Genomic DNA, 23,459 nt, shown 5'->3' with positions numbered 1-23,459 from the left:
ATTCTTTCATCCTTTATGTTACAAGGAGACGTTTCTCGCAGATATAGAACTCTTTATACTTTATGGTCATATTTCTAGAGTTTTAGCTTGCGGTATTCTTGCGGGGTCATGTGCTCGCGCTTGCGAAATAGTTTGATGAAGTAACCCGTCTCCAATCCGACACTTTCCGCAATGTCTTTGATTTTGGACTGTGACGCGATCAAGAGCTGTTTCGCTTTGTCCAGCCGCTTATCCGCGATATATTCCGTTAATCCGATGCCGGTCATTTGTTTATAGACACGCGACAGGTAGGCCCCGTTCAAATAAACGACGCCCGACAGCCGGGTAAGCGACAAGTCTTGCACTAGGTTCGCCTCGATATAGCGGTGCAGCTTGTCGATTAATTCATGAGACTCCTGAAGCTGCTCGACTCCCCGCTGTTCGATGATTCGGCTGGTAATTTCCGTCAAGTAATCAGCCGCCGCCTCCCATGTCAGGAGGGATTCGATCGATTTCATCCCTTCTTCCGGGTTCAATTTCAGACGATTCACATGCGCCCACAGCATGACCGCTATACTGTAGTAGACCTCCGTGTAGAGCGAGTGCCTTTGGATGGCCTTCTCCAGGACGGCCCTGCATCCCTTTCGGAACGATGCGACGTCTCTTGCTTCCAGACATCGCTCCAGTTCAACCAACGAGCGGCCTACCCGGATCTGCTGCGATACGTGCTCGATGGATGCTGTGTTCTCCCGAATCACAACGCCCTTGCCCAGACCAAGCCCCTGCTCCAGCGTCTGCCTGAGAAGGCGAGTCCGACGGGCCAGTTCGCCCCAAGGTATCGCATGCTCGGAAACGGCAAATGACAGTGTCGTGCGCAGCAGCTTCTGAGACGTCGTCTGAATCTCGCTCAGCATGTTCCGTACATATTTGCCGAAACCATCCCATTCCTGCTCCTGCTTATATTGAACGAGCCAGATGAATTTGTGCCGATCGAGCGAAAGCGACTGGAAGTTGGCGTCTGCCAAATACTCTCTCGCGATGTTCTCTACCGCGAACATCATGAGCATCCGATCGGATAACGAATACGATTCCCCCCATTCGTCCACGCGACAGGCAACCGCGAACAGCGGCCTGTCGGCATGCAGCACGATGTCTAGCTCCAGTAGCCGCTCCTGCAGCTTCTCGTTGAACGGAACGATCTCCTCGACAATTTGGAGAAGCAGCTCATTTTGCAGGAGCCGCCTCGCCTCAAGCAGCTGTTCCTTGGCCAGACTCAAGTAGTCTTCCATGGATTCCGATTGTTGCAGCTCGCCGATTGCCCGGCTAAGGGAGTCGATGATCTTGACGTCTCCCTCCGTTTTCAGAATATAATCAAAGCCGCCTTGCCGGATGACAGTCTGCGCATAATTGAAATCGTTGTAGCCTGTCAGCATAATCACCTTGCATTTGGGCCACCTCTCCCTGATGATCTGCTGAAGCTCGATTCCGGACAGACCTGGCATATGGATATCGGCCACGACGACATCCACTTTATTTTCTTTCAGGCATTCAATGGCTTCGAAGGCCGAATAGGCCTTCATGACGTCCAATTCCAAGCTATCAAGCTCCTGGAACAGGCTGAACAATCCGTCTACTATAATCGGTTCATTATCCACGACAAGTACTCTATACATTTGATCCTCCTACGAAAATCTGGATTGTGACCTTCAAGCCGCCCAGCGCACTTCGCTCCACGGCAAGCCCGCTGTCCGCGCCATACCGGATCCTAAGCCGCTGATGAACGTTCATGACTCCTGTCGTTTCCAGCGCGGACTGTCCGGTATCGAGCAGCCGGCCGCGAAGCATGGAAATGTTCTGATCCGTCAGCGAATCCCCGTTATCTTCCACATGGATGCGCAGCAATTCATCCGCCTCCTCATAGGTAATTTGCAGTCGCCCGCCGCCGACACGGTTCTCGAGCGCATATTTATAGGCATTCTCGACAATCGGTTGCAAAATGAGACGGGGTACCGGAAACTGTCGGAGCGGCTCCGGAATCTCCTGCATCTCGACGCGGATTTGCCCGGCAAAACGAATCGATTGAATTTCAATATAGCTGGTCACATGCTTCACTTCCTCCAGCAGCGTCACTTCTTCCGCATTGGTCCGGGTAATAAATTGAAAGTAATCGGATAAATGCTGCGTGAACGCCATCTGCACTTCATCTTCGGATTTTTTGGCCAAACGATAAAGAATAAACAGGCTGTTGTACAGAAAATGAGGATTGATCTGCGACTGCAGCTGCTTTAGCTCGGCGTGCTGCGTGCTGATCTTCTGCTCGTAGACTTCTACTATGGTCTCTTGCAGCTTGCGCACCATGCGATTGAACTGTGTAATCAAGTAGCCGAACTCATCGCTGCTGCGGAAGGGCACAACCACATCGAGCTTGCCCTGCTCCACCATGCGGAAGCCGTGGACGAGCTTGCGGGTCGGTGAATGGATGAGCTTGTAGATGAGATAGGCGGCTAGCACAAGGATCAGAATGGCGATCGCCGAGAACCGCCAGTACCAGACTCTGAACTGCTGCAGCGGACCCAAAATGTTCTGTTCCTTTTCAACCAACATTAACGTTGTTCCCATCATCGCGGAGTTCTGGTAGGCTGCAATGTACGTTTGTCCGCCGAACTTCAGCTCCTGCACCCCAGCGTCTATTTCTCGCACGCCGGAGAAGCTCTCAGAGACCAAGGGTTGTCCTTCCGAGATGCGCCACCCTTTCCGCTCGCTGAGCAGAATCACTTCCCCGCCGCTCGACAGCTTCGATAACGCGCTCATCAGCATTTCGCGGGACAATTCAATCGAAATAATATAGTGCGGGGGCGCCGGCCCCAGGAACGAAGGGTAAGCGAGACTGATGTACAAGCCGGACTTCCAGGACACGATGGGAGTCTCGTAGATGTTGTTTACCTGATGAAGCGCCTCATATTCATCTTGACGCAATTCGTCGTAAAGATTGATGTCGACCGTCCGGTTCAGCGCCGGGATGTGAACGCTTGCATTGGAAACGAAGCTGCTGGTCGAACGAATAACGGATAATTCCTTCTGCACATGCCTGATCGATGAATTCTTCTCGTAGACGGTCAGCACCTCATCCATATTGGCCAGCCGATCCAACTCCTCATACGTGGACAGCTCCTTCATCATCGCAATCATTCTGCTAACGTTGTTCTCCAGTTCGCTGTTGAACGCATTCAACCGTTCTTGCATCGAGTAGGTGATTTGCTGCCGCACGTAGTCGGATCCATAGTTAATCATGAAGATACTGATGACATACAGCGGCGCGAGGATGAACAGGAAAGACAAGAGCAGCTTGGGGAAAACTGTAAATCTCACAAAGTACCCCGCCTTCGACATGGAAGATTTCCATTATTATACTTGATTTAACTTGTTAGCGGCACCATGCACTCCAATGTGTGGAGTGCATAATATTGACGTAAATACAGGGGGCCAATTACGCCCCCGCAGACAACGGATTTCCAATATTATTGTGGATTGTGGGCATGCAAGGGAGCGAGTAAGCGCAAAATCAGCCGCCGCCTTCCGCGACGAGAAGCGGCGCATGATGAGCTGTAGTCAGGCGAAACCCACTTAGAGCGATGAGAAGGCCGCGCGGTGAGCTGCAGTCAGGCGAAACCCACTTAGAACGATGTGAAGCGCCGCACGGTGAGCTGCAGTCAGGCGAAACCCACTTTGAGTGATGAGAAGCGCCGCACGGTGAGCTGCAGTCAGGCGAAACCCACTTAGAGTGACGAGAAGCGGCGCACGGTGAGCTGCAGTCAGGCGAAACCCACTTAGAGTGACGAGAAGCGGCGCACGATGAGCTGTAGTCAGGCGAAACCCACTTAGAACGATGTGAAGCTCCGCACGGTGAGCTGCAGTCAGGCGAAACCCACTTTGAGTGATGAGAAGCGCCGCACGGTGAGCTGTAGTCAGGCGAAACCCACTTAGAGTGACGAGAAGCGGCGCACGGTGAGCTGTAGTCAGGCGAAACCCACTTAGAGCGATGTGAAGCTCCGCACGGTGAGCTGCAGTCAGGCGAAACCCACTTTGAGTGATGAGAAGCGCCGCACGGTGAGCTGCAGTCAGGCGAAACCCACTTAGAGTGACGACCCGAGGAGTTGTACAGTTTCCGTCAGCAGCGACATGATTGTTAGTTGTTTGTGCCGCCGCAGAAAAAAGCGGTTTTTGCACCACATTGGGCAAAAACCGCTGAAGCTGGATTAAGTTATATCAGGTCTGATTTCTGCAAAAGTCTTTGAATAATGGTTGCAACCTCAGCCCTGGTCATGAAATCCTTCGGTGCAAGCTTAGTAGCGCTTTTTCCCGAAGCAATGCCAGCCTGAATGTTGTCCGCGACGCTGCTTTGCGCCCATGCGGATACTTCTGAAGCATCTGTAAACAATCGAAGTGTTGCGTCTCCCGATTGAGCGGACAGCTTACTTTTCAATCCGGTAATCTTCATCGCTTTGGAGAGAATCACCATCGCTTGTTCACGCGTGATCTTGTCGTTCGGGCAGAATGTCCCGTCGTTATTCCCGCCGATCAGACCGTAGGCATACGCTGTCTGGATTGCGTTGCTATACCAGTCCGTTGTCTTTACGTCCGAGAAGGACATTGAACCGTTCTCCAGCTTCAGCCCCAGTGCCCGAACGATAATCGCCGTAAACTCGGCGCGCGTGATGTCTCGATTCGGACTGAACTGGCCGCCTCCCGTTCCTTCGATGATCATCCGCGATCCCATGTCATTCACGGCGATTTGCGCCCAATGACCAGCAACATCATTAAATTCAACCGGATGCCACACAACAGAATACATACTGTTGGTCAGGCTGTTGATAACGGCATAATATTTGCCATCGATCAGCACAATCTTGGTCGGTACATGGCGTACCGTGCCATCGGAATTAACCACTACGCCTGTCGTAATCTTTTTCGGATCGACACCGTCCGGAATAGCGATCGTCCGCTCGACATAAACATCGAATTTCGATACGTCGATTGTCTTTTCTCCATACGTAGCTCTAACAGTGAACTCAACCGACGGAACGACAAGCGTGAAAGTTCCTTTCGCTGCCGCATTCTCTACCACTTTCACCGAGTCGTTCGTTGGCGCGGCGATTTCAACTTGTACCTTGATGTCCTGCAGGGCCGCCGACTTCCCAATTTGTTCGGATATCGCGTTAATATTCATTTGCTGCGCAGGAAGCTTGTAAGTCGCATGATCCGTTTTGATTTCCAAAATGGCCTTTTGATTTTCCATGTTTTTGACCATTTGGCCGTTCAGTTCGCCAATGACTACATCAGACTTCTTGTTGGCCGGAATCGTAATGACTGCACCTTGACCTTCCGCAGCCAGCTTGTCTCCCAGCTTCTTCTGGTCAACCGTAATCGTAAGGACCGTTTGGTCGTTGCGCTTGCCGGTTGTAGCCGTTCCCGCGCTTTCCTGTTTGCCATTCACCAATACGATAACCGTATCTCCGCTTGGACTTGGCGTTGATCCCGCATTACCGCCATCATTGGCAGGTGCCGTTTGTGCTTTCACCTTTACCGTGAACGTCTTTGTCTCGGTTACGCCACCTATTGTAATGGTTGCGGTGAGTGTTACTTCTTTGTCTCCCGCTGTGTAGGATGGGCGGGTCACTTTACCGTCAGGAGCGATGACAGTCGAATCGTTGGACGACCAAGTGATCGTCGTACCGCTTGCTCCCGTTACAGGAAGCGTCAGGTTTTTCGTCACGTTCGTTGCACTGTCGCCACTTCCAAAGCTAACTTCCAGCGCTGCCTTATCATCGGCTACAGCCTCCGCGTTGGTTTGCGGATTCGCTTTTACCTTTACCGTGAACGTTTTTGTTTCCGTTACGCCGCCTTTCGTAATCGTTGCCGTCAACGTTACTTCTTTGTCTCCCGCTGTGTAGGATGGGCGGGTCACCTTGCCGTCTTCATCTACAACAGTCGCATCGTTAGACGACCAACTGATCGTTGTGCCGCTTGCTCCCGTCACAGGCAACGTCAGGTCCTTCGTCACGTTCGTTGCACTGTCGCCACTTCCAAAGCTAACTTCCAGCGCAGCCTTATCGTCGGCTACAGCTTCTGCGTTGGTCTGTGGATTCGCTTTTACCTTTACCGTGAACGTCTTTGTCTCGGTTACGCCACCTTTTGTAATGGTTGCGGTGAGTGTTACTTCTTTGTCTCCCGCTGTGTAGGATGGGCGGGTCACTTTGCCGTCTTCATCTACAACAGTCGCATCGCTAGACGACCACGTGATCGTTGTGCCGCTTGCTCCCGCCGCAGGCAGAGTCAAATCTTTCGTCACGTTCGTTGCACTGTCGCCACTTCCAAAGCTAACTTCCAACGCTGCCTTGTCGTCGGCTACAGCCTCCGCGTTGGTTTGCGGATTCGCTTTTACCTTTACCGTGAACGTTTTTGTTTCCGTTACGCCACCTTTTGTAATGGTTGCGGTCAGCGTTACTTCTTTGTCTCCTGCTGAGTAGGATGGACGCGTCACTATGCCGTCTTCATCTACAACAGTCGAATCATTAGACGACCACGTAATCGTTGTGCCGCTTGTTCCTGTTACAGGAAGCGTCAGGTTTTTCGTCACGTTCGTTGCACTGTCGCCACTTCCAAAGCTAACTGCCAATGCCAACTTGGCGGCGGCTACGGCTTCTGCGTCGGTCGGCAAGCTTGCCTTCACCTTTACCGTGAACGTCTTTGTCTCGGTTACGCCACCTTTTGTAATGGTTGCGGTGAGTGTTACTTCTTTGTCTCCCGCTGTGTAGGATGGGCGGGTCACCTTACCGTCTTCATCTACAACGGTCGAATCATTGGACGACCAACTGATTGTCGTACCGCTTGCTCCCGTTACAGGCAGAGTCAGGTCTGCGGTGACACTCGCAGCGCTGTCTCCGCTCTCAAAGCCGACTACCAATGCCAACTTGGCGGCGGCTACGGCTTCTGCGTCGGTCGGCAAGCTTGCCTTCACCGTGATCGTGAAGATTTTGGTCTCCACTTCGCCGCCTTTTGTAATGGTTGCCGTCAACGTTACTTCTTTGTCTCCCGCTGTGTAGGGCGGGCGGGTCACTTTACCGTCTTCATCTACAACAGTCGCATCGCTAGACGACCACGTGATCGTTGTGCCGCTTGCTCCTGTTACAGGCAGCGTCAGGTCTTTCGTCACGTTCGTTGCGCTGTCACCACTTCCAAAGCTAACTTCTAGCGCAGCCTTATCAGCGGCTACAGCTTCCGCGTCGGTCATCGTCGTATCGCTGACCGTTATCGTCAGTGTCTGTGTATGGCCTGCGCTGAAAGTAAACGTCAAGCTCGTCGTGCCGGGCGCCTGCTGCGCCAAGTATTCTTTCTTGATCGTCACCGTGTTGCTGGACAACGTGTAATCCGTGTCCAGCAACAGCGCCGTCGCGCCGTTCGCGATGCCGCTCAGCGTGTTGCCGTTCAGCGTCAGCGTCGTGGATACATCCTGGTAGTGTCCGGTCGAGGTGTCTGCCATGTTCTTGTCAAAACCGCCCGTGTTCGGGCTGATCGTGCTGCTCTGCGGCCCCGTATCGCTGATCGTTATTGTCAGCGTCTGCGTATTGCCAGCGCTGAAGATAAACGTCAAGTTTGTCGTGCCGGGCGCCTGCTCCGCCAAATATTCTTTCTTGATCGTCACCGTGTTGTCGGATACTGTGTAATCCGTGTTCAGCACCAATACGGCAGCGCCGTTCGAGATACTGCTCAGCGTATTGCCGTTCAGCGTCAGCGTCGCGGATACATCTTGATAGTGTCCAACCGAGGTATTTGCCGTGTTCTTGTCGAAATTGCACGTGCTCGGACTGACGGCGCTATTTTGTGTCGCTATATCGCTTGTCATTATGAGTCCACCCATACCCGCCGTCACAAACGTGCCGTTTCCGTACGTAATACTTTTTAGGTGGCCCGTAGTGCCGCTCGGTTGGCTCGTCCAGCTCGCCCAGCTCACTCCGGCGTTGCAGCTCACTTCATCGCTGGCGGTTAAAATCGTTCCCGAGTTTCCCACCGCCACATACGTGCCATTCTCGTAAACGATACTATTTAGGTGATTCGTAGTATTGCTCGTTCGGCTCGTCCAGTTCGCTCCGTCACTGGAGACGAGAATCGTCCCCGTGTTCCCCACCGCCACATAGGTGTTGTTTCCGGAGGTGACGCCAGTTAGATTATTCGTAGTATTGCTCGTTCGGCTCGTCCAGTTCACTCCGTCGTTGGAGGTTACAATCGTTCCGTTATACCCCACCGCCACATACATGCCATTTCCGTAGGTGACGCCAGTTAGATAATTCGTAGTATTGCTCGTTCGGCTCGTCCAGCTCGTTCCGTCGCTTGAGGTTACAATCTTTCCGCTTGCACCCACGGCCACATACGTGCCATTTCCATAGGTGACGCCTAGTAGATCACTCGAAGTCCCGCTTGTCTTCATCGTCCAGTTTGTTCCGTTACTGGAGGTAAAAATCCCCCCAGAGGACCCCACCGCCACGAACATGTTGCTTCCGTAGGTGACACTGTTCAGGATAGCCGAAGTGATTTTTATGAGGCTCGTCCAGTTCGCTCCATCACTGGAGGTAATACTGTCTCCGGAGAATCCCACCGCCACATATTTTCCTAACCCGTAGGCGACGCCATTTACTCCCATCGTAGTGCCTTTGTTTTGACTCGTCCAGTTCACCCCGTTACTGGAGGTTACAATGTTTCCACTAGTCCCCACCGCCACATACGTACTATTTCCATAGGCGATGCCATATAGATTTTGATTACTCGCAATGCCGCTCGTTTGGCTCGTCCAGCTCGTTCCGTCGCTTGAAGTTATAATCTTTCCAGAGACTCCCACCGCCACAAACGTGTTGTTGGCATAAATGATACTATAATAAGCATTCGCGGTGCCGCTGGATTCGTACATCCAGCTTATTCCGTCGCTTGAGAGTACAACCGGTCCAGACTGTGTCACCGCCACAAACTTGCCGACTTTGTAGGCGATGGACCTTATATGATACGTAACGTTGCTCGTTCGGCTCGTCCAGTTCGTTCCGTTACTGGAGGTTACAATCTTTCCAAAGTTCCCCACAGCCACGTAGGTGTTGTTTCCGAAGGTGACGCCATTTAAATTATCCGTAATACCGCTCGATCGGCTCGTCCAGTTCACTCCGTCGTTGGAAGTCACAATCGTTCCATTTTCGCCTACCGCCACATACATGCCATTGCCGTAGGCGACACTGATCAACATAGCCGCAATACCGCTCGTTCGGCTCGTCCAGCTCATTCCGTCGCTTGAGGTTATTATCGTTCCAGCTGCCCCCACCGCCACAAACATGTTGTTTCCGTAAGTGATGCTGTTTAGTTGATTCGGAGTGCCGCTCGTTTGGTTCGTCCAGCTCGTCCCGTCACTTGAAGTTATAATCGTTCCAGAGATCCCCACCGCCACAAACGTGTTGTTTCCATAAGTGATGCCTGATAGTTGATTACCCGTTGGCAGCGGACTCTGGATAGTCCATTTGTCAAGAGAGCCTGCGAAGGCATACCCGGGAAGATTGGCCGCAATTAAAAAAAATACCATGACAGTAGAAATCCAACATTTGATCGTTGTTATACCTAATCTTATTCCTTGTCTACCCCGCTTCAATCCACATCTTCCTTCCTTTAATTAAAAGTAAAAAATGATTACTCTCCGAAATCCCACCTGGGCATAATACCCAAACTTACTTGGCACCTGAGTCTAGCATAAGCATTCTCTCAAAAATCTCTCAAAACTCGTCGTTACTTTTTTACATTTTTGGACTAGATGCAAAAACCAAGCTCCTGAGCATCAGAGCTTGGTTTTTTTGTATTATCATGTTCTTCAGTCTAGCCGCTTCCAGGCCGCGAAAGAAATCACTCATCCCACTATTGTGTGTTGTAACAACCATTCATAAAGCATCGGGTCGTTATAAGTATCTGTCAGATCATGTCCAGCATCCGGAAATACGGTTAACTTTACATTTCCTCCGCATTGTTTTAACGCCTCAACCATGTTAAGCGTTTCTTGCAGGGGTACGATTTCATCTTTGGCGCCATGAAATGCCCATACCGGGAGTTTGGCCAAAACTGATGCTTTTTCGGGTGTTCCCCCACCGCAAAGAGGCATAATTGCTGCGAATCTCTCGGGGTATTTTGTGGCTAAATCCCAAGCGCCATAACCGCCCATGCTAATCCCCGTTAAGTACACCCTTGTTGGGTCTACAGAGTAATTACTCATCATTTCGTCAATTAGAGCGATTATTTTATCCGTTTCATTGTTCCAAAATGATTGTGCAGGACATTGCGGAGATACAACGATAAAAGGAAAGTCGCTTTTGTTGTCCAAGATGTGCGGAAGGGAATGAATTTTCAATAATTCTAAGTCATTTCCCCTCTCATCTATACTGTGGAGAAAAATAATCAAGGGCAATATCTGATTCGTCACCATAGTCTCCGGAAAATACAATAGGTAATTCAGGTTTTGCCCGTCATTCACCAATACGTTTCGTTGCGTCATATTCATTCCTCCCTACTTGCGATTAATCATCGGCTTCGAATTAATGGTATATTGACTGTGAAGTCTTGAGAAGTACGCACTTATTTGTGATATACCAACCTAAAAGTAATAATTGCATAGACTAAGGAGTTGAATACCGATGATTTTTTGTTACAACCAGCTTGAAGTCTGCTTAAAAGTAATCGGAGGCAAGTGGAAGGGACTCATTCTGTATCATTTGCATTTTGGTCCAAAGCGAACGAGCGAATTGCAAAAACTCGTTATCAACATTACGCAAAAGATGCTCATACAATCATTAAGAGAGTTGGAGAATGACGGTATTGTAAAAAGAACGACCTATAATCAAGTTCCACCGAAAGTAGAGTATTCGTTAACCGAACTTGGATTTTCGTTACATCCCATTCTGGTGACACTTGCCGAGTGGGGCGGAATGTATAGCGATCAGCTTATTAACAACGAAGAGGAAAGTCAGAACGTTTAATGTCGAGTTCTGTTTCAAATAACTATTTAATGTGTACATATCATTAAGAACTTGAACAGCCCCTGGTCCATCCGATCAGCAATTAAGAAAAAAGGAGAGATGACAAATGTCAAAAGAAAACAATGTCAATGGCGTATTGCTAGGCATGGCTGTAGGAGGTGCAATCGGTTTTATTTCAGCTCTTCTGCTAGCTCCAAAATCAGGTACGCAGTTACGTGAGGATCTCTCGACTAAATTCCAATCCATAACCGGGAAGACGAAAGACGTTGCTGCGACAGTAGGCAAAAATTTAAAAGAACTCGCGGGCACCCTCAAAGAGGAAGCCACAGATGTTGTTGACCAAGCGAAGAGACCAAACTAGAACATCACAATAGACCAAAAACCCTTTCCCTAAAAATAAGGAAAGGGTTTTTGCTATAAAAAATAATCAATCAATCGAATCCCTACCTATGTCCGATAACAAAGTCTTTAGCTTCTCCAAAGCCCGCGACTGAATACGGGATACGCTCATTTGCGAAATGCCTAACTGGCTTGCAATGTCTCTTTGTGACTTCCCATTGAAATAGCCTAGAAGCAGTACTTCTTTTTCGTTATCCTTTAATTGCTCCAGCGCTTCTTCCAAATCCAGTCGATTATCAACATGGAGATAGTCGTCTGACTCTGATCCGATAAGATCGACTATGGTAGCTGCATTTTCCCCTTCGCTTGATAGCGGCGTATCGAGCGATACATAGTGATAGGACTCGCGGCTGGCTAGTATTTCAATCGTTTCTTCCACAGAAAGATCAAGATACTCTGCTATTTCTTCTACTTTGGGTGAATGGCCGAGCTCCACCGTTAAGTGATCGATCGTCTGCTGAATAAGCAATCCTTTCTCCTTTATCCGTCTTGGCACTTGTATATACCATGATTTATCGCGCAAATAGTTTTTAAGATGACCGATGATGCTCTTCATTGCAAAGCCCTCGAAGGGAATGTTCCGTGATCGATCATACTGCTTAAACAGCCTAAGCAGCGAGAATTGGCCAACCTGGTAGAGATCTTCATAAAGATCATGCCGGCTGCGGGATATTTTGCTGGCAGCAATCTTAACGATAGGTTCAAAGTGCTGAAGCAGTAAAGTTGCCGTATCATTGCATCCCGTTTTTTGATAATATTTCATCTTTTCGATGACTTCTTTTTGATCCAAGCAGGATGAATTCGATTTCATACATCTCCTCCTACCTACCAAATAGCTTGGTGAGAGAATCACCTCTTGTGCCTAGTATTATAGCTTATATCTTTTTGACTTTATTCCAAATTCGAATTGCGGATAGGATTCCATCATAGATTGAAACCAAAATACCGGACTCCTTTGCTGAACTTGCCGCACATTCTTTGGCTGCTCCGGTAAAGGATTGTAGGACGTTACCGATATCGTTAAAGGAGTTAAATAGCCCATCAAGCGAGCTGAGCTTCAAGCGGACATCTCTCGTAATGAGATTCGTATTATGAACAGCCTCTTTTACGTCCATACTCATTTGCGTAACCTCTGTTCTGATTTGCACAATGGTTTGTTTCGTCTCCTTCAACGTTTCTGTAAGCGTTCTAAAGGTCCAGACTAGAAAGCACAATAAAACGATAACGGCAATCGCTATAACTGCAGCACTAATCTGAATGGTGAGTTCCATACCTAGCATCACCGCTTTCTTTTTTCATTAGTTACCCCATATCAAGCGAATTGAAACAGGCAAGCCAGGTTCGTTCCTTCTTGCGTGCTATAATACAAAGATAATTATGACCAAACATCTACTTGGGAAGGAGTTCAAAGTTCATGATCCTAAGAGATATCCGATTTAATATTCGTTCGAAAATGGCCCTAGGCTTCGTTCTTATTATTTGTTGTCTAGGGGCATTCATTTTTGTCGTACATGAAAGAATCTCTTCCTTACAGGAAGAAGTCAGAACGATAACCAGCCATGATTTAGAGGTTTTTAATCTGATTACATCGATTCGTTACAATGCCATGAACATGGAGACGAGTCAGCGAGGCTATATCATTACGGGTGATGAGGGATACTTGGAGCCCTATACAAAAAGCAAAACAGAGTGGCTGGCTAATTACAATACGCTCTATGACAACGTATCTGATGACCCATCTTCACGGAAGGAACTAGAGGAAATAAAAGTAGCGATTGAGAACTGGATCAACACAATAGGTGAGCCCGCCATCACATTACGAAGAGAAAATAAGATGGATGAGGTCATTACATTCTTTAATGAGGTTATATCCAAACAGGACATAGAATCGCTGCGCGGAAAACTTGAGGACTTACGTCAAAAAGAGATCCAATCGACAAAAGATCAAATTTTACAATTACAAAATAGAAATGATATTCTCATTTTCAGCCTTTATACGATGCTGTTCCTCGTATCCGTTGCTGCTTTTATCATTGTCTTCTTCGTGTCCGGTACCATTGTAAAAACCATTAAACAAGTCGTAAAGACGATAACGGATATCGCTTCTTCCGGAGGTGATTTATCTGCCCGAATTCATGTTGAATCCCAGGATGAAATCAAGGATCTCGCAGATGCTACCAATAACTTGCTTGAGAATATAAACGTACAGAATCGGATTCAAACCAAGGTGGCAGAGGTCGCGAATATGAGTCAGGGAATAAACGACTTAAATACGTTGGCGGATTCCTTTCTTTCGAAGCTTGCACCTACGATTAACGCTTCTTATGGACTATTTTATATTCTAAGAGAATATGCAGATGAAAAGCGCCTTGTCAAAATTGGATCTTATGCTGCATCTGATGATAAGACAGGTGTAACTAGCTTCCGCATGGGTGAAGGCCTTATTGGTCAAGCCGCATTAGACAATCGAACTTTTTTGTTAAACTCGACCATAGATCATCCGATCAGCATTAAATCAAGCCTTGGGGATATTCAGCCTCATAGCATCTTGGTTGTACCCGTTGAGTTCGAAGGCAAAGTAGTGGCAGTTATTGAATTCGCTTCCTTAGAATCATTTACATCAGAGCACTTAAAGCTGTTAGAGCAAATTGAGATTCACTTTGGAGATGTCATCAACAATGTTGCCAGCCGTATGGAAGTCGAGCGACTGCTCAGCGAATCACAAGTTCTGACTGAAAAGCTGCAAGCCCAAACAGAAGCGCTTCAGGCACAGTCGGAAGAGCTTCAGATGCAGCAAGAAGAATTGCTCATGACCACCGAGCATCTTGAGAAGCAAAATCTGTTCGCTTCGCAAAAAACGAAGGAATTAGAACAAGCGAGAGAAGAGCTCTTCACCTATTCCGAGCAATTGAAACAAAGCTCGCAATATAAATCCAATTTTTTAGCCAATATGTCGCATGAGCTTCGCACTCCGCTAAACAGTATTTTGATTTTATCGCAAATTCTTCTGGAAAATGAAAATGACACGCTGTCCCATGAGGAAGAAGAGTATGCTAAAGTCATTCATTCGTCCGGTAATGATCTATTAACGCTCATTGACGATATTCTTGACTTGTCCAAAATCGAAGCCGGTAAAATGCTCTTAACGTGGGATGAAGTGAATGTCTCGGAAATTCCAGATCATATGCGTCTTATGTTTAATCCTGTAGCCAAGAAGAAAGATCTGGCATTCGACGTCATCGTGCATGAAGATGTCTCTCCCATTCTGCGTACAGACGGTCAGAGACTTCTGCAAATTTTGAAAAACTTACTATCGAATGCTTTCAAATTTACGAATAAGGGCACGGTTACACTTGAAATTCAAAATGCCGACCCCGAGCATGTCAGGAAGTATCTGCCATCCAAAATGAGTGACACTGTATTAGCGATCTCGGTAACCGACACAGGAATAGGCATCCCCTCCAGCAAGCAACAGGTTATTTTTGAAGCCTTTCATCAGGCAGATGGCAAAACGAATCGCCAATACGGCGGAACTGGTCTCGGCTTGTCCATTTGCAGCGAATTTGCGAGATTGCTGGGCGGAAGCATCGTACTTGAAAGCAAGGATCAGCAAGGAAGCACATTCACGCTTTACATCCCAAGCTACTCCGATAAGGAGAAAGAAAAGCTTGTATCTCTCCCCTTTCATCAGGAGGCAGCACCGGCTTTTGAATCGGAGGCTCCAAGTTCAACGTCAGACGCCTCTCTGTTCAAAGGAAAAAAAGTGCTTCTGGTTGAAGATGATACCCGAAATGTTCTAGCACTCGTTAAAGCGCTGGAAAACAAAGAGTTCATTGTTACGGTCGCAAACAACGGGAAGCATTGCTTAGAAATCATTCAGCAGAATAGCGATTATGATGTGGTGCTGATGGATATTATGATGCCGATTATGGATGGTTTTGAAACGATGAGAGCTATTCGGCAGCATAAGGCTATGAAGGAAATACCCATCATTGCACTTACGGCCAAAGCCATGATGAGCGATCGCGAGAAATGCATAGAGGCGGGCGCCTCAGATTACATTAGTAAGCCTCTTCAAATGGAGCAATTATTCTCGCTACTGCGGGTTTGGCTGACTAAGCAGATTGGCAATTGATGAAACATTGTCTAATTCGCGACAGAGTTGGAGAGGTTAGAATCGTTAACGGAGGATAGTTGAATAAAATCCCGAATAATCAAATAGTATTATGTTCCTTATTTTGTTTTGGAGGGGGAAAGTCGTTCATATGCATGGAGAGTTAAAAACTGTATCTTTAGGCACCCGCATCATCGCCTTTTTATGGGATTATGTTATCATTACGGGCTACATCATCCTACTAATCGGCTTATCTTTTCTTATACGGCCATTGTTGACTCCGTTGTTTACGACAAATCCTCTGTCGGCCGAGTTCACTGGGTTTCTATTCATTACACTGCCTGTATATCTTTATTTTGCCATATGTGAGGGATCGAAATCACACGCGACATGGGGGAAAAGAAAAGTGGGGGTTATGGTGACTGGAATTAACGGTCAATCAATCGGACTAGGTTCTTCGCTTTTTCGTTCAGCCCTTAAATTCGCCCCTTGGGAATTAGCCCATTTCGCCATTTGGCACATGGTAATTCCTTCTGATTACCCCGAATCATTAGTTAATTCATTATTGGCAGTGGTCTACGTTCTGGCGCTGATCTATTTGATAAGTCCATTATGGAGCAAAAATAAACAAAGTGTATATGACCTTGTCGCAGGGACCGTAATAAGATACAAGAATTAAGGATTCATCGATCTCATGCTAAGAAAGAAATACGCTAACGGGATACTTGAACGGCTGCCACGAAGCAGCCGTTAGTACGTTAACGGCAGGATTGTTCAAAGAAAATACATAAAGAAAGGTCAGCCTTAAGAGTTTGGGGACATTTTTTGTCGAATATGTAGAAAACACCCTAAAACGGAGGCGAATTCATGGCTATTCATCAAATCGTCTTAAATCAAGATGCATTACTTGGTTGGTTTACAAAAAATATCTCACCGATTTTGACGATTAACGATGGGGATTCCGTTCGATTTCAAACTCTTGATGGGGGCTGGGGCAGTGATATCGATGGCAAACGAACGAAGAAATTTTTACGGTATGAAAACGCTGGACACGCATTAATCGGCCCCATTAAAATCAATGGCGCCAAACAAGGAATGGTTTTAGAAGTGGAAATCAATGAAATCATTCCCGGATCCTACGGGTTTACTTCTGCGGGTCAATGGCCGAACTGGCAAAATATCAAGACGAATTTGACTGGTTATGATGAAATTACGCTAGATTGGCGATTAGACAAGAAGAATATGGTTGGGCAGTGTGAAGTGAATGGAAGAATTTTCACGGTTGCGTTAAAGCCCTTTTTGGGTATTATGGGGATGCCGCCAGATGAGGAAGGAATACATTCTACTTCCCCACCGAGAAACTGCGGCGGGAATATCGACTGCAAGGAATTGGTGAAAGGCAGTGTTTTGTATCTTCCTATTTCTGTCGATGGCGCATTTTTTGCTGCCGGAGATGGACACGCAGCTCAAGGAGACGGCGAAGTGAGTTGCCAAGCAATTGAATGCCCAATGGAGCTTATTGATTTAACATTCCATTTGCGGAATGATCTTCAGATAAAAACCCCGCGAGCCAATACACCATCGGGATGGATTACTTTTGGGTTTCATGAGGATCTCAACGAAGCGACCGTAATCGCACTGAACGAAATGCTTAACTTATTGGGGGAGCTGTATGGACTAAATCGTGTAGAGGCTATGGCATTGGGCAGTTCCGTTATCGATCTCAGGATTACTCAAATTGTAAATGGAGTCAAAGGTGTACATGCTTGTTTGCCCCACGGCGCATTGCGCTAACGGGGGACGATAGCGCGGCGATGGAAGCGATCCATCACTTGTTTTTGTTAATCTGCGCACCGCTCAACTAAAGCTCAGATTTGCAGAGCAATCAAAGCATTTTAAAGGGAGGGGTTATAATGCGTAGTGAGCAGGAAATGATGGATTTGATAATAAATGTTGCAAAGGAAGATGAGCGGATCAGGGCTGTCCTTATGGTTGGTTCCCGGGCTAACCCCAGTGTTTCAAAGGATAAATTCCAGGATTATGACATTACCTATTTTGTGAAGGATGTAACACCATTTTACAATAATAATGAATGGATTGGAGAACACTTCGGCAAGCCGGTCATAGTGCAGATGCCGGAAAACATGACGCTGCTTCCCCCTGCTGGTGACGGTCATTTTACATATTTAATGATTTTTGAAGATGGAAACCGTATTGACTTGAGCATAGAATTTACACCTTATATCGATGACGGTGAACCTGCTATAACTCTTCTGGACAAGGACGGGTTTCTGCCACTGCTATCGACTCCTAACGACAAACACTGGCATATCAAGCCTCCGACCGAAAAGCTATTTGCAGACTGCTGCAATGAGTTCTGGTGGTGCTTGAACAATGTAGGTAAAGGTATAGCCAGGAATGAACTGCCCTACACCATGAAGATGTTCAATGACTATGTAAGGGATATGCTCAATAAAATGCTTGAGTGGTATATCGGCGTAAACACCGGCTTTTCAGTCTCTGCCGGAAAGTTGGGTAAATACTTCAAGAAATACCTACCCGCAGATTTATATGAAATGTATTTAAATACATACTCCAATGCTGATTACGATAATCTATGGACATCGGTATTCACTGCCTGTGATTTATTTCATACAGCAGCCCTGCACGTTGCAGAGCACAGTGGGTACAGCTACAATCAAAGCGAAGAAAACGGGATGATAGGTTATTTGAACAAAATCAGAAGTGAAAAGATGATATAGTAATTTTTATTGAATAAAGAAATTTATATTACAACCTACTTGCTGAAAGAAAAACACAAAACGGGAAAGAAATTATACGCTATCATTTATCAAATTAATGAAGATATTATTGGTGGATACGGACATTTAGAGACTTGGGTGCCTGGAGTTTTCTCTTTGAAGGATAGAGAAAGGTTAATCAACGAAGGAACAATAAATAATTAGCGTGTTCTCCTTTATTACGGGTACAATAGTTCAAGTAATCGATGAGGATTGGCATTGTCCTAACGGGTACGATAGCATAGGAGCTGCAGTTGCGGCTCCTTTTTGGTTTGTTGAAGTAACGGGCAGTTTTCTTGAGCAAGTTCTTGACAAAGGTGACGGGGAAGAGTAATATTTATCCAATATTCGTAAATCAATGATGGAACAAAAGTAAATCATTAAACTCTTCACAGGAAAGGGTTTCATGACTGAGAAAACCCTAGAGTACTGATTGAAAATGCCAGTTCCAGAGTATGGCTAATACCCATCGGTTTGACCCGTTATAGTCAATTAAGGTGGCTGTGTGAAAATACAGCAACCTGGGTGGTACCGCGATTAATATCGTCCCAGAGCATTTGGCTTTGGGGCGTTTTTTATTTTGGGAGGAGTCTATATGATATTAGAAAAAGTTATCAATAGAATTGTAATACAAAGTGAATATAAGGATTTTGTTGATAAGTATATAGATAATATACGTACCGAATTTAAAGGTAAGATTCATAGCATTTATATGTGTGGCTCGATTCCAAAAGGAACTGCTAAACCTTTTAAGTCAGATGCAGACTTTACTATTGTATGTGCAAATCCCAAAGATATTGATTACGAAAGATTGTCAAATATTAAAGACAGGCTTTTGGAAGAATATCCAGTAGTAACTAAGATTGATACGATAATTTGCTCGATTGACGATGTATTAAGTAAACCAAATGAGTGGGGTTTTTGGGTTAAGATAATTTGTGTTTGCATATATGGTCATGACGTTGGTGAAAAAGTACCACCGATAATTATTTCTCCAGAGTTTATTTTAGACTTAAATACAGAGACCAAGGAGGAAGTAGATCGTATACATAGTTTACTTTCCAATGCTAGTGATAACACAATGAAAACTAGATATATTAAGGGTTACTCTAAGAGATTAATACGTGCATTATACTCTTTGGTTTTAGTAGATACAGGTGTATGGCAAGATGACATTATTAAGATGAAGAATGCCATATTAAACTATTGTGAGATTGACTCCGCATTAGTTGATTATCTGTATGCTTGTTACTTGGATAGTAATGTACTTGTTGAAGAGTTTCTGGGAATTGCAGATGAAGTATATAGCTATTTTGAGAACGCGTTAAATGCAATGGCTGCTTCCAGAACTTCCTTCGACTAACACCATATTGTATCCGCACTTTGTATAATTTCTTTTTCGAGCGCATCAGCTTATTGTTCAAAGTACGCCCCATCGCTTTTGTCTCGGCTTCTTTGATCAGCAACTTCAGTTTCACATCAAACGGAGCAGTTTTCGTCTGCATGTAGTTCCATCTCGAACATTTTAATCACCTTTTTAACAGTATTATACGAACGTTAGTTCTTATTCAATCCCAGCAAATTGGCGTGATTTTATTATTGCGTTCCGCAGCGCGGTTGGAAAAAGGTTGCATACTAAAAAACGTCCGGGTAGCCGATTGAATAATGGCTACCCGGACGTCATCTTACCCTTTACAGATCGAGATTCAATTCCATGCATTCATTAAGAATTCTAAGAATCATTACAACAGTTTCGGAACGACTGGCAGTTCCCTTTGGATCGAAGTTACCGGCCCCTTTACCAGATACAAGCCCAGCTTCAGCAAGCTGGTTAATCGAGTTCTCTGCCCAGTTGCCTTTAATATCATTAAATTTACTGTTACTAGCCGCGTCATTCAATTTAAGAATTCTTGCAAGCATAGCTACCATCTCACCACGAGTAATATTTCCTTCGGGGTGGAACGTTCCGTCTTTATAACCACTAATAACTCCTGCATCCTTCAACGCAGTAACAGCTTCTGCAGCCCAATGGCCTTGGGTATCGGCGAAAGAATCAACAGATAAAGCTTTCATTCCCAGAGCCTTAAACAGCATGGTTGCGAACTCAGCCCGTGTTACTTTGCCAGCTCCGTTAAACGTTCCATCTTTGTACCCCGTCACGATCCCGAGTTTAGTCGCAATCTCTACGGCGTTATGGCTCCAATTGTCTTTAGGAAGATCACTGAATGCTTTAATTTTATTGTTTTGCAAATCATTCATAATCTCTTCTTTTCGTTTTTCTACATCCTTTAGAATCTGTTCATTCATTTTCACTTTAGGTTCTGAAGTTGGAGCTGGTGTTGGAGTTGGAGCTGGACTAGTTGTTCCATCATTACCGCCACCGATTCCATCACCACCGACCGGTGCTGTATCGATATGAAGGATAATGTTAATGGTTCTTGAGTTGTATACTGCATGGACTACAGTAGTTCCTCTAGTCAGTCCAGTAATCAAGCCGTTTTCTACCTTAGCCATCAATGGATCATCAACTGACCAAACAGCTGCATTACTTCTGTCCACCTTTGTTCCGTCGCTATAAATGGATTTAATAAGCGATTGATGGGTTCCGCCTACATTAATGGTTACTTCGCCAGAATCTAACCATAACTTCCCGGTGTCATAAGGCGCGCCTTTCGCCATTACAAATTCGCCAGTCGTAGCATATCCAAATTCGACACTGATGGGCTCGCTTTGAGCATCAACATATCCAATCCTGGAAAAGGACAAGACGTAATTATCTCCAACAGGGACATTAAGAAACTCAAAATAACCTGGAGGGTTTATATCTGAATAGTAACTGTTTTCATAGCCATTTCCGGAAATCGTAACATTTACATCGGTAATCGGTTTACCTTCTTCATCTTTAACGATTCCATTGACAATTGTATTGTACATATATTTGGTAGAGATTTTTTGGTTCTCACCCGCTGTTAGCGTATGATCATTGGGTGTCACAACGATAGGAATATAACCGGCTTTTGAGAATTGTAAATAAAAGTCTCCCGGGGCAAGGTCATTTATCACATATTTGCCCGACGAATCGGTTTCAGTTGATCCAATAAGCGTGCCAAGCTCTCCGTTATATTGTCCGGAATACACGGCAGCCGTTACCCCCGGCATATTGGACCCTGTTTTTAAATCCCATACGACTCCAGAAACGCTAGCCGGGCCGGTAGGCAGTGCTCCCACATCTATGATGTACCAGTCGGTAAATCCGCCATAAGATACTGAAATATTAGCAGATCCCGGGCCAGTTGCCGTGATGACGCCAACGCGATCTACAGTCGCTACCAATGGATTACTAGAAGTCCACACGCCGGCATCCGTAATACGTTGTTCTGAACTATCGCTCATCTCGGCTGTCGCAATACCTTGAGAAGTTTCCCCAACGTATATGAAATATTTAGACAGATTCAGGCGAAGATCCGTGATAATACTTGGTCCTGTTACTGTTGCCGTTGCATTTACCGGGTTGATGAACCCTGGTGTCACTTTAGTTGAATCGGACTTCTGCAAAATAACCGAGTTCAAAACCGGCTCTAATTTCAACAAAGAGCCCTGTGTTTGTTTACGAACTTTAAGCTTAACGGAGAACAGAGTTACATCTCCTGTTCCAATGAGGTCGTTAGCCGAGATTCCAGACACTTTAAAATGCAGGAAAATATTCCCGTACCCATCTTGACTTGCTGTAGGAGTCTTCACTTGGTAATTCGAATTCGCAATAGACGAGCCCACAGAGTATCCATCAGCTTTATACGTATAAACGCCCATCCCTTCATATGTCGCATAATTCGATGGGTCTAGCTTGTCCTCGTTAAATCCAACTGAAAATTCTATACTATGCAGACCATTTGAAGCTACATTTGCAATATCTTTCAATCCTACCGAAACAATAACTTCCTCTCCGGGGGCGTATACGGCCTTGTCAGTCGTCACGACAACGTCTACCTGTCCGGTCCCGTTTGCCGACGCACTCCCTCCAAACACGGAAAACATCAGCATACAAAGTACGAAAATTGAAACGAATTTCCTTGAAACTAGTTTCAAACTCATGCCGTGAACCCTCCTAAGTTTTGTGTATATTAGCACTGTAGAAGAACAGCGTAATAACCATAAATCCCATTACTCCTTAAAAAACACAAACAGCCGCAACGCCTATTACGCGTTCGGCTGCTCTTTGCAACACAAACACACTTTCGGCGGTCTGGCGATCCACGTGGGACCCATGACTTTGCGTCCCCGCCTTGCGACGGGTTTGCCTTTTTCGAGTGGTTCTTTTGAATGAGATGAGAAGAAAATGCTGGAAATTAATCGAAGTATACATCAGAGAAAAATCAGTTGTACAGCGATTCGCTGTATACTTTGTATGTTTTTGTAATTTGAAGCAGGAAAATAAGCATACACCTAATCCAGATGAGGTCCGGTTCGGTTATTAGACAATTGGGGATTAAGCTAACGGGCACGATAGCTCAATCATGACACGACGGCAGCCGGCCTCAGAACGATCGGCTGCCGTCGTTGCGCTAACGGGCAGGATTGCAACTTTACGCAAATCATTCGCGCCTCAAATAATGGGTATATCTGTAAATCGAATGTGGGGGCTAGAATCTGATCGTTCAATCGAGATTCATGGCAAAAAAATAAACACAGCTATCGCAGCGTATATTATTGAAATAACGTTGTTCAATTAATGAGGAGGAAAATATGGCAATAATAATTTTTTTATGGATTCTATCTATTATTGGTCTTTTTTGGGTATGGAGTGATGCATCCAACAAACGGGGAGGTAATATTGGTTGCCTTTGGGCACTTATCGTATTAATCCTTGGCCCAATTGGATTTATTGCTTACTTATTTGTAAGGAACTCAGATTGAGTTATGGGAATTGATGTTGGATGAAAGAACGTTATCTCATTAAAAGACTGTGTAGATGAGGTTGGTTTGCTGAGGAACACGAAATGCCATTAAGCTATCGGAGAACTTTAGCACAATCACCAAAGACTGTCGTCTGATCGAACGGCAGCCTTTTAAGCAAATGGGGCAGTTAAGCTAAATGTGCATCCCAGATTAACC

The 23,459-nt window shown here is 45.9% G+C and carries 15 protein-coding genes, 1 riboswitch and 1 other annotated feature; of the genes, 8 read left to right on the top strand and 7 right to left on the bottom strand.

Annotated features, from left to right (window positions below):
- Window positions 1-74 precede the first annotated feature (74 nt).
- The 4 genes from ACFPOF_RS18545 to ACFPOF_RS18530 form a co-directional block, all read right to left on the bottom strand.
- Entirely contained in the window at window positions 75-1,652 is a 1,578-nt protein-coding gene (locus ACFPOF_RS18545) for a response regulator (protein WP_378135308.1), read from the bottom strand.
- The gene (locus ACFPOF_RS18540; RefSeq protein ID WP_378135306.1) at window positions 1,645-3,348 is read right to left on the bottom strand and encodes a sensor histidine kinase; all 1,704 of its coding nucleotides are present in this window, start codon (window positions 3,346-3,348) and stop codon (window positions 1,645-1,647) included. Before ACFPOF_RS18540 ends, ACFPOF_RS18545 begins: the two co-directional genes overlap by 8 nt.
- 892 nt (window positions 3,349-4,240) lie before the next feature.
- Window positions 4,241-9,595: an immunoglobulin-like domain-containing protein gene (locus ACFPOF_RS18535; protein WP_378135304.1), complete on the bottom strand. Its 5,355-nt coding sequence runs from the start codon at window positions 9,593-9,595 to the stop codon at window positions 4,241-4,243.
- Window positions 9,596-9,913: 318 nt separating this feature from the next.
- Entirely contained in the window at window positions 9,914-10,552 is a 639-nt protein-coding gene (locus tag ACFPOF_RS18530; RefSeq protein WP_378135302.1) for a carboxylesterase family protein, read from the bottom strand.
- Window positions 10,553-10,691: 139 nt separating this feature from the next.
- Between ACFPOF_RS18530 and ACFPOF_RS18525 the strand changes: the two genes are divergently transcribed.
- A complete protein-coding gene (locus tag ACFPOF_RS18525; protein ID WP_378135300.1) occupies window positions 10,692-11,033 on the top strand; it encodes a winged helix-turn-helix transcriptional regulator in 342 nt (113 codons plus the stop codon).
- 106 nt (window positions 11,034-11,139) lie between these two features.
- Window positions 11,140-11,394: a YtxH domain-containing protein gene (locus ACFPOF_RS18520; protein WP_378135299.1), complete on the top strand. Its 255-nt coding sequence runs from the start codon at window positions 11,140-11,142 to the stop codon at window positions 11,392-11,394.
- Between the two features lie 66 nt (window positions 11,395-11,460).
- Here the strand turns inward: ACFPOF_RS18520 and ACFPOF_RS18515 are convergent, their stop codons facing one another.
- Window positions 11,461-12,243, bottom strand: coding sequence for a sigma-70 family RNA polymerase sigma factor (locus ACFPOF_RS18515; RefSeq protein ID WP_378135297.1), 783 nt, complete (start codon window positions 12,241-12,243; stop codon window positions 11,461-11,463).
- 64 nt (window positions 12,244-12,307) lie between these two features.
- On the bottom strand, window positions 12,308-12,703 hold the full coding sequence (locus tag ACFPOF_RS18510; protein WP_378135295.1) for a DUF948 domain-containing protein: 396 nt from the start codon (window positions 12,701-12,703) through the stop codon (window positions 12,308-12,310).
- Between the two features lie 143 nt (window positions 12,704-12,846).
- On the opposite strand from ACFPOF_RS18510, the gene ACFPOF_RS18505 reads away from it, so the two are divergent.
- The 6 genes from ACFPOF_RS18505 to ACFPOF_RS18480 all read left to right on the top strand — a co-directional run bounded on the left by ACFPOF_RS18505 (window position 12,847) and on the right by ACFPOF_RS18480 (window position 19,710).
- Entirely contained in the window at window positions 12,847-15,567 is a 2,721-nt protein-coding gene (locus ACFPOF_RS18505) for a response regulator (RefSeq protein WP_378135293.1), read from the top strand.
- Between the two features lie 130 nt (window positions 15,568-15,697).
- The gene (locus ACFPOF_RS18500; RefSeq protein WP_378135291.1) at window positions 15,698-16,225 is read left to right on the top strand and encodes an RDD family protein; all 528 of its coding nucleotides are present in this window, start codon (window positions 15,698-15,700) and stop codon (window positions 16,223-16,225) included.
- A gap of 188 nt (window positions 16,226-16,413) precedes the next feature.
- A complete protein-coding gene (locus ACFPOF_RS18495) occupies window positions 16,414-17,340 on the top strand; it encodes an acetamidase/formamidase family protein (protein WP_378135289.1) in 927 nt (308 codons plus the stop codon).
- Window positions 17,341-17,459: 119 nt separating this feature from the next.
- Window positions 17,460-18,308 carry an aminoglycoside 6-adenylyltransferase gene (locus ACFPOF_RS18490; protein WP_378135287.1) on the top strand — a complete coding sequence of 283 codons (849 nt, stop codon included), beginning with the start codon at window positions 17,460-17,462 and terminating at the stop codon, window positions 18,306-18,308.
- Window positions 18,309-18,317: 9 nt separating this feature from the next.
- Window positions 18,318-18,512 (top strand): hypothetical protein, encoded by a 195-nt coding sequence (locus ACFPOF_RS18485; RefSeq protein ID WP_378135285.1) that lies wholly within the window; start codon window positions 18,318-18,320, stop codon window positions 18,510-18,512.
- Between the two features lie 184 nt (window positions 18,513-18,696).
- Window positions 18,697-18,901 (top strand) — a binding site (T-box leader).
- Window positions 18,902-18,942: 41 nt separating this feature from the next.
- Window positions 18,943-19,710, top strand: a complete 768-nt coding sequence (locus ACFPOF_RS18480; protein ID WP_378135283.1) for a nucleotidyltransferase domain-containing protein — start codon at window positions 18,943-18,945, stop codon at window positions 19,708-19,710.
- A gap of 329 nt (window positions 19,711-20,039) precedes the next feature.
- Here ACFPOF_RS18480 and ACFPOF_RS18475 read toward each other — a convergent pair whose 3' ends face one another.
- Window positions 20,040-22,439: an S-layer homology domain-containing protein gene (locus ACFPOF_RS18475; protein WP_378135281.1), complete on the bottom strand. Its 2,400-nt coding sequence runs from the start codon at window positions 22,437-22,439 to the stop codon at window positions 20,040-20,042.
- A gap of 142 nt (window positions 22,440-22,581) precedes the next feature.
- A riboswitch (cyclic di-GMP riboswitch) is annotated at window positions 22,582-22,656 on the bottom strand.
- Window positions 22,657-23,459 lie beyond the last annotated feature (803 nt).

The organism is Cohnella soli (genome assembly GCF_042655525.1).
Lineage (GTDB): Bacteria > Bacillota > Bacilli > Paenibacillales > Paenibacillaceae > Cohnella > Cohnella soli.
This window is presented reverse-complemented; position numbering and strand designations above follow the sequence as displayed.

Coding starts and splice junctions, on each gene's coding strand:
- ACFPOF_RS18545 (WP_378135308.1), bottom strand. CDS start 1,652: ATGTATAGAGTACTTGTCGTGGATAATGAACCGATTATAGTAGACGGA.
- ACFPOF_RS18535 (WP_378135304.1), bottom strand. CDS start 9,595: ATGGTATTTTTTTTAATTGCGGCCAATCTTCCCGGGTATGCCTTCGCA.
- ACFPOF_RS18530 (WP_378135302.1), bottom strand. CDS start 10,552: ATGACGCAACGAAACGTATTGGTGAATGACGGGCAAAACCTGAATTAC.
- ACFPOF_RS18525 (WP_378135300.1), top strand. CDS start 10,692: ATGATTTTTTGTTACAACCAGCTTGAAGTCTGCTTAAAAGTAATCGGA.
- ACFPOF_RS18520 (WP_378135299.1), top strand. CDS start 11,140: ATGTCAAAAGAAAACAATGTCAATGGCGTATTGCTAGGCATGGCTGTA.
- ACFPOF_RS18515 (WP_378135297.1), bottom strand. CDS start 12,243: ATGAAATCGAATTCATCCTGCTTGGATCAAAAAGAAGTCATCGAAAAG.
- ACFPOF_RS18510 (WP_378135295.1), bottom strand. CDS start 12,703: ATGGAACTCACCATTCAGATTAGTGCTGCAGTTATAGCGATTGCCGTT.
- ACFPOF_RS18505 (WP_378135293.1), top strand. CDS start 12,847: ATGATCCTAAGAGATATCCGATTTAATATTCGTTCGAAAATGGCCCTA.
- ACFPOF_RS18500 (WP_378135291.1), top strand. CDS start 15,698: ATGCATGGAGAGTTAAAAACTGTATCTTTAGGCACCCGCATCATCGCC.
- ACFPOF_RS18495 (WP_378135289.1), top strand. CDS start 16,414: ATGGCTATTCATCAAATCGTCTTAAATCAAGATGCATTACTTGGTTGG.
- ACFPOF_RS18490 (WP_378135287.1), top strand. CDS start 17,460: ATGCGTAGTGAGCAGGAAATGATGGATTTGATAATAAATGTTGCAAAG.
- ACFPOF_RS18480 (WP_378135283.1), top strand. CDS start 18,943: ATGATATTAGAAAAAGTTATCAATAGAATTGTAATACAAAGTGAATAT.
- ACFPOF_RS18475 (WP_378135281.1), bottom strand. CDS start 22,439: ATGAGTTTGAAACTAGTTTCAAGGAAATTCGTTTCAATTTTCGTACTT.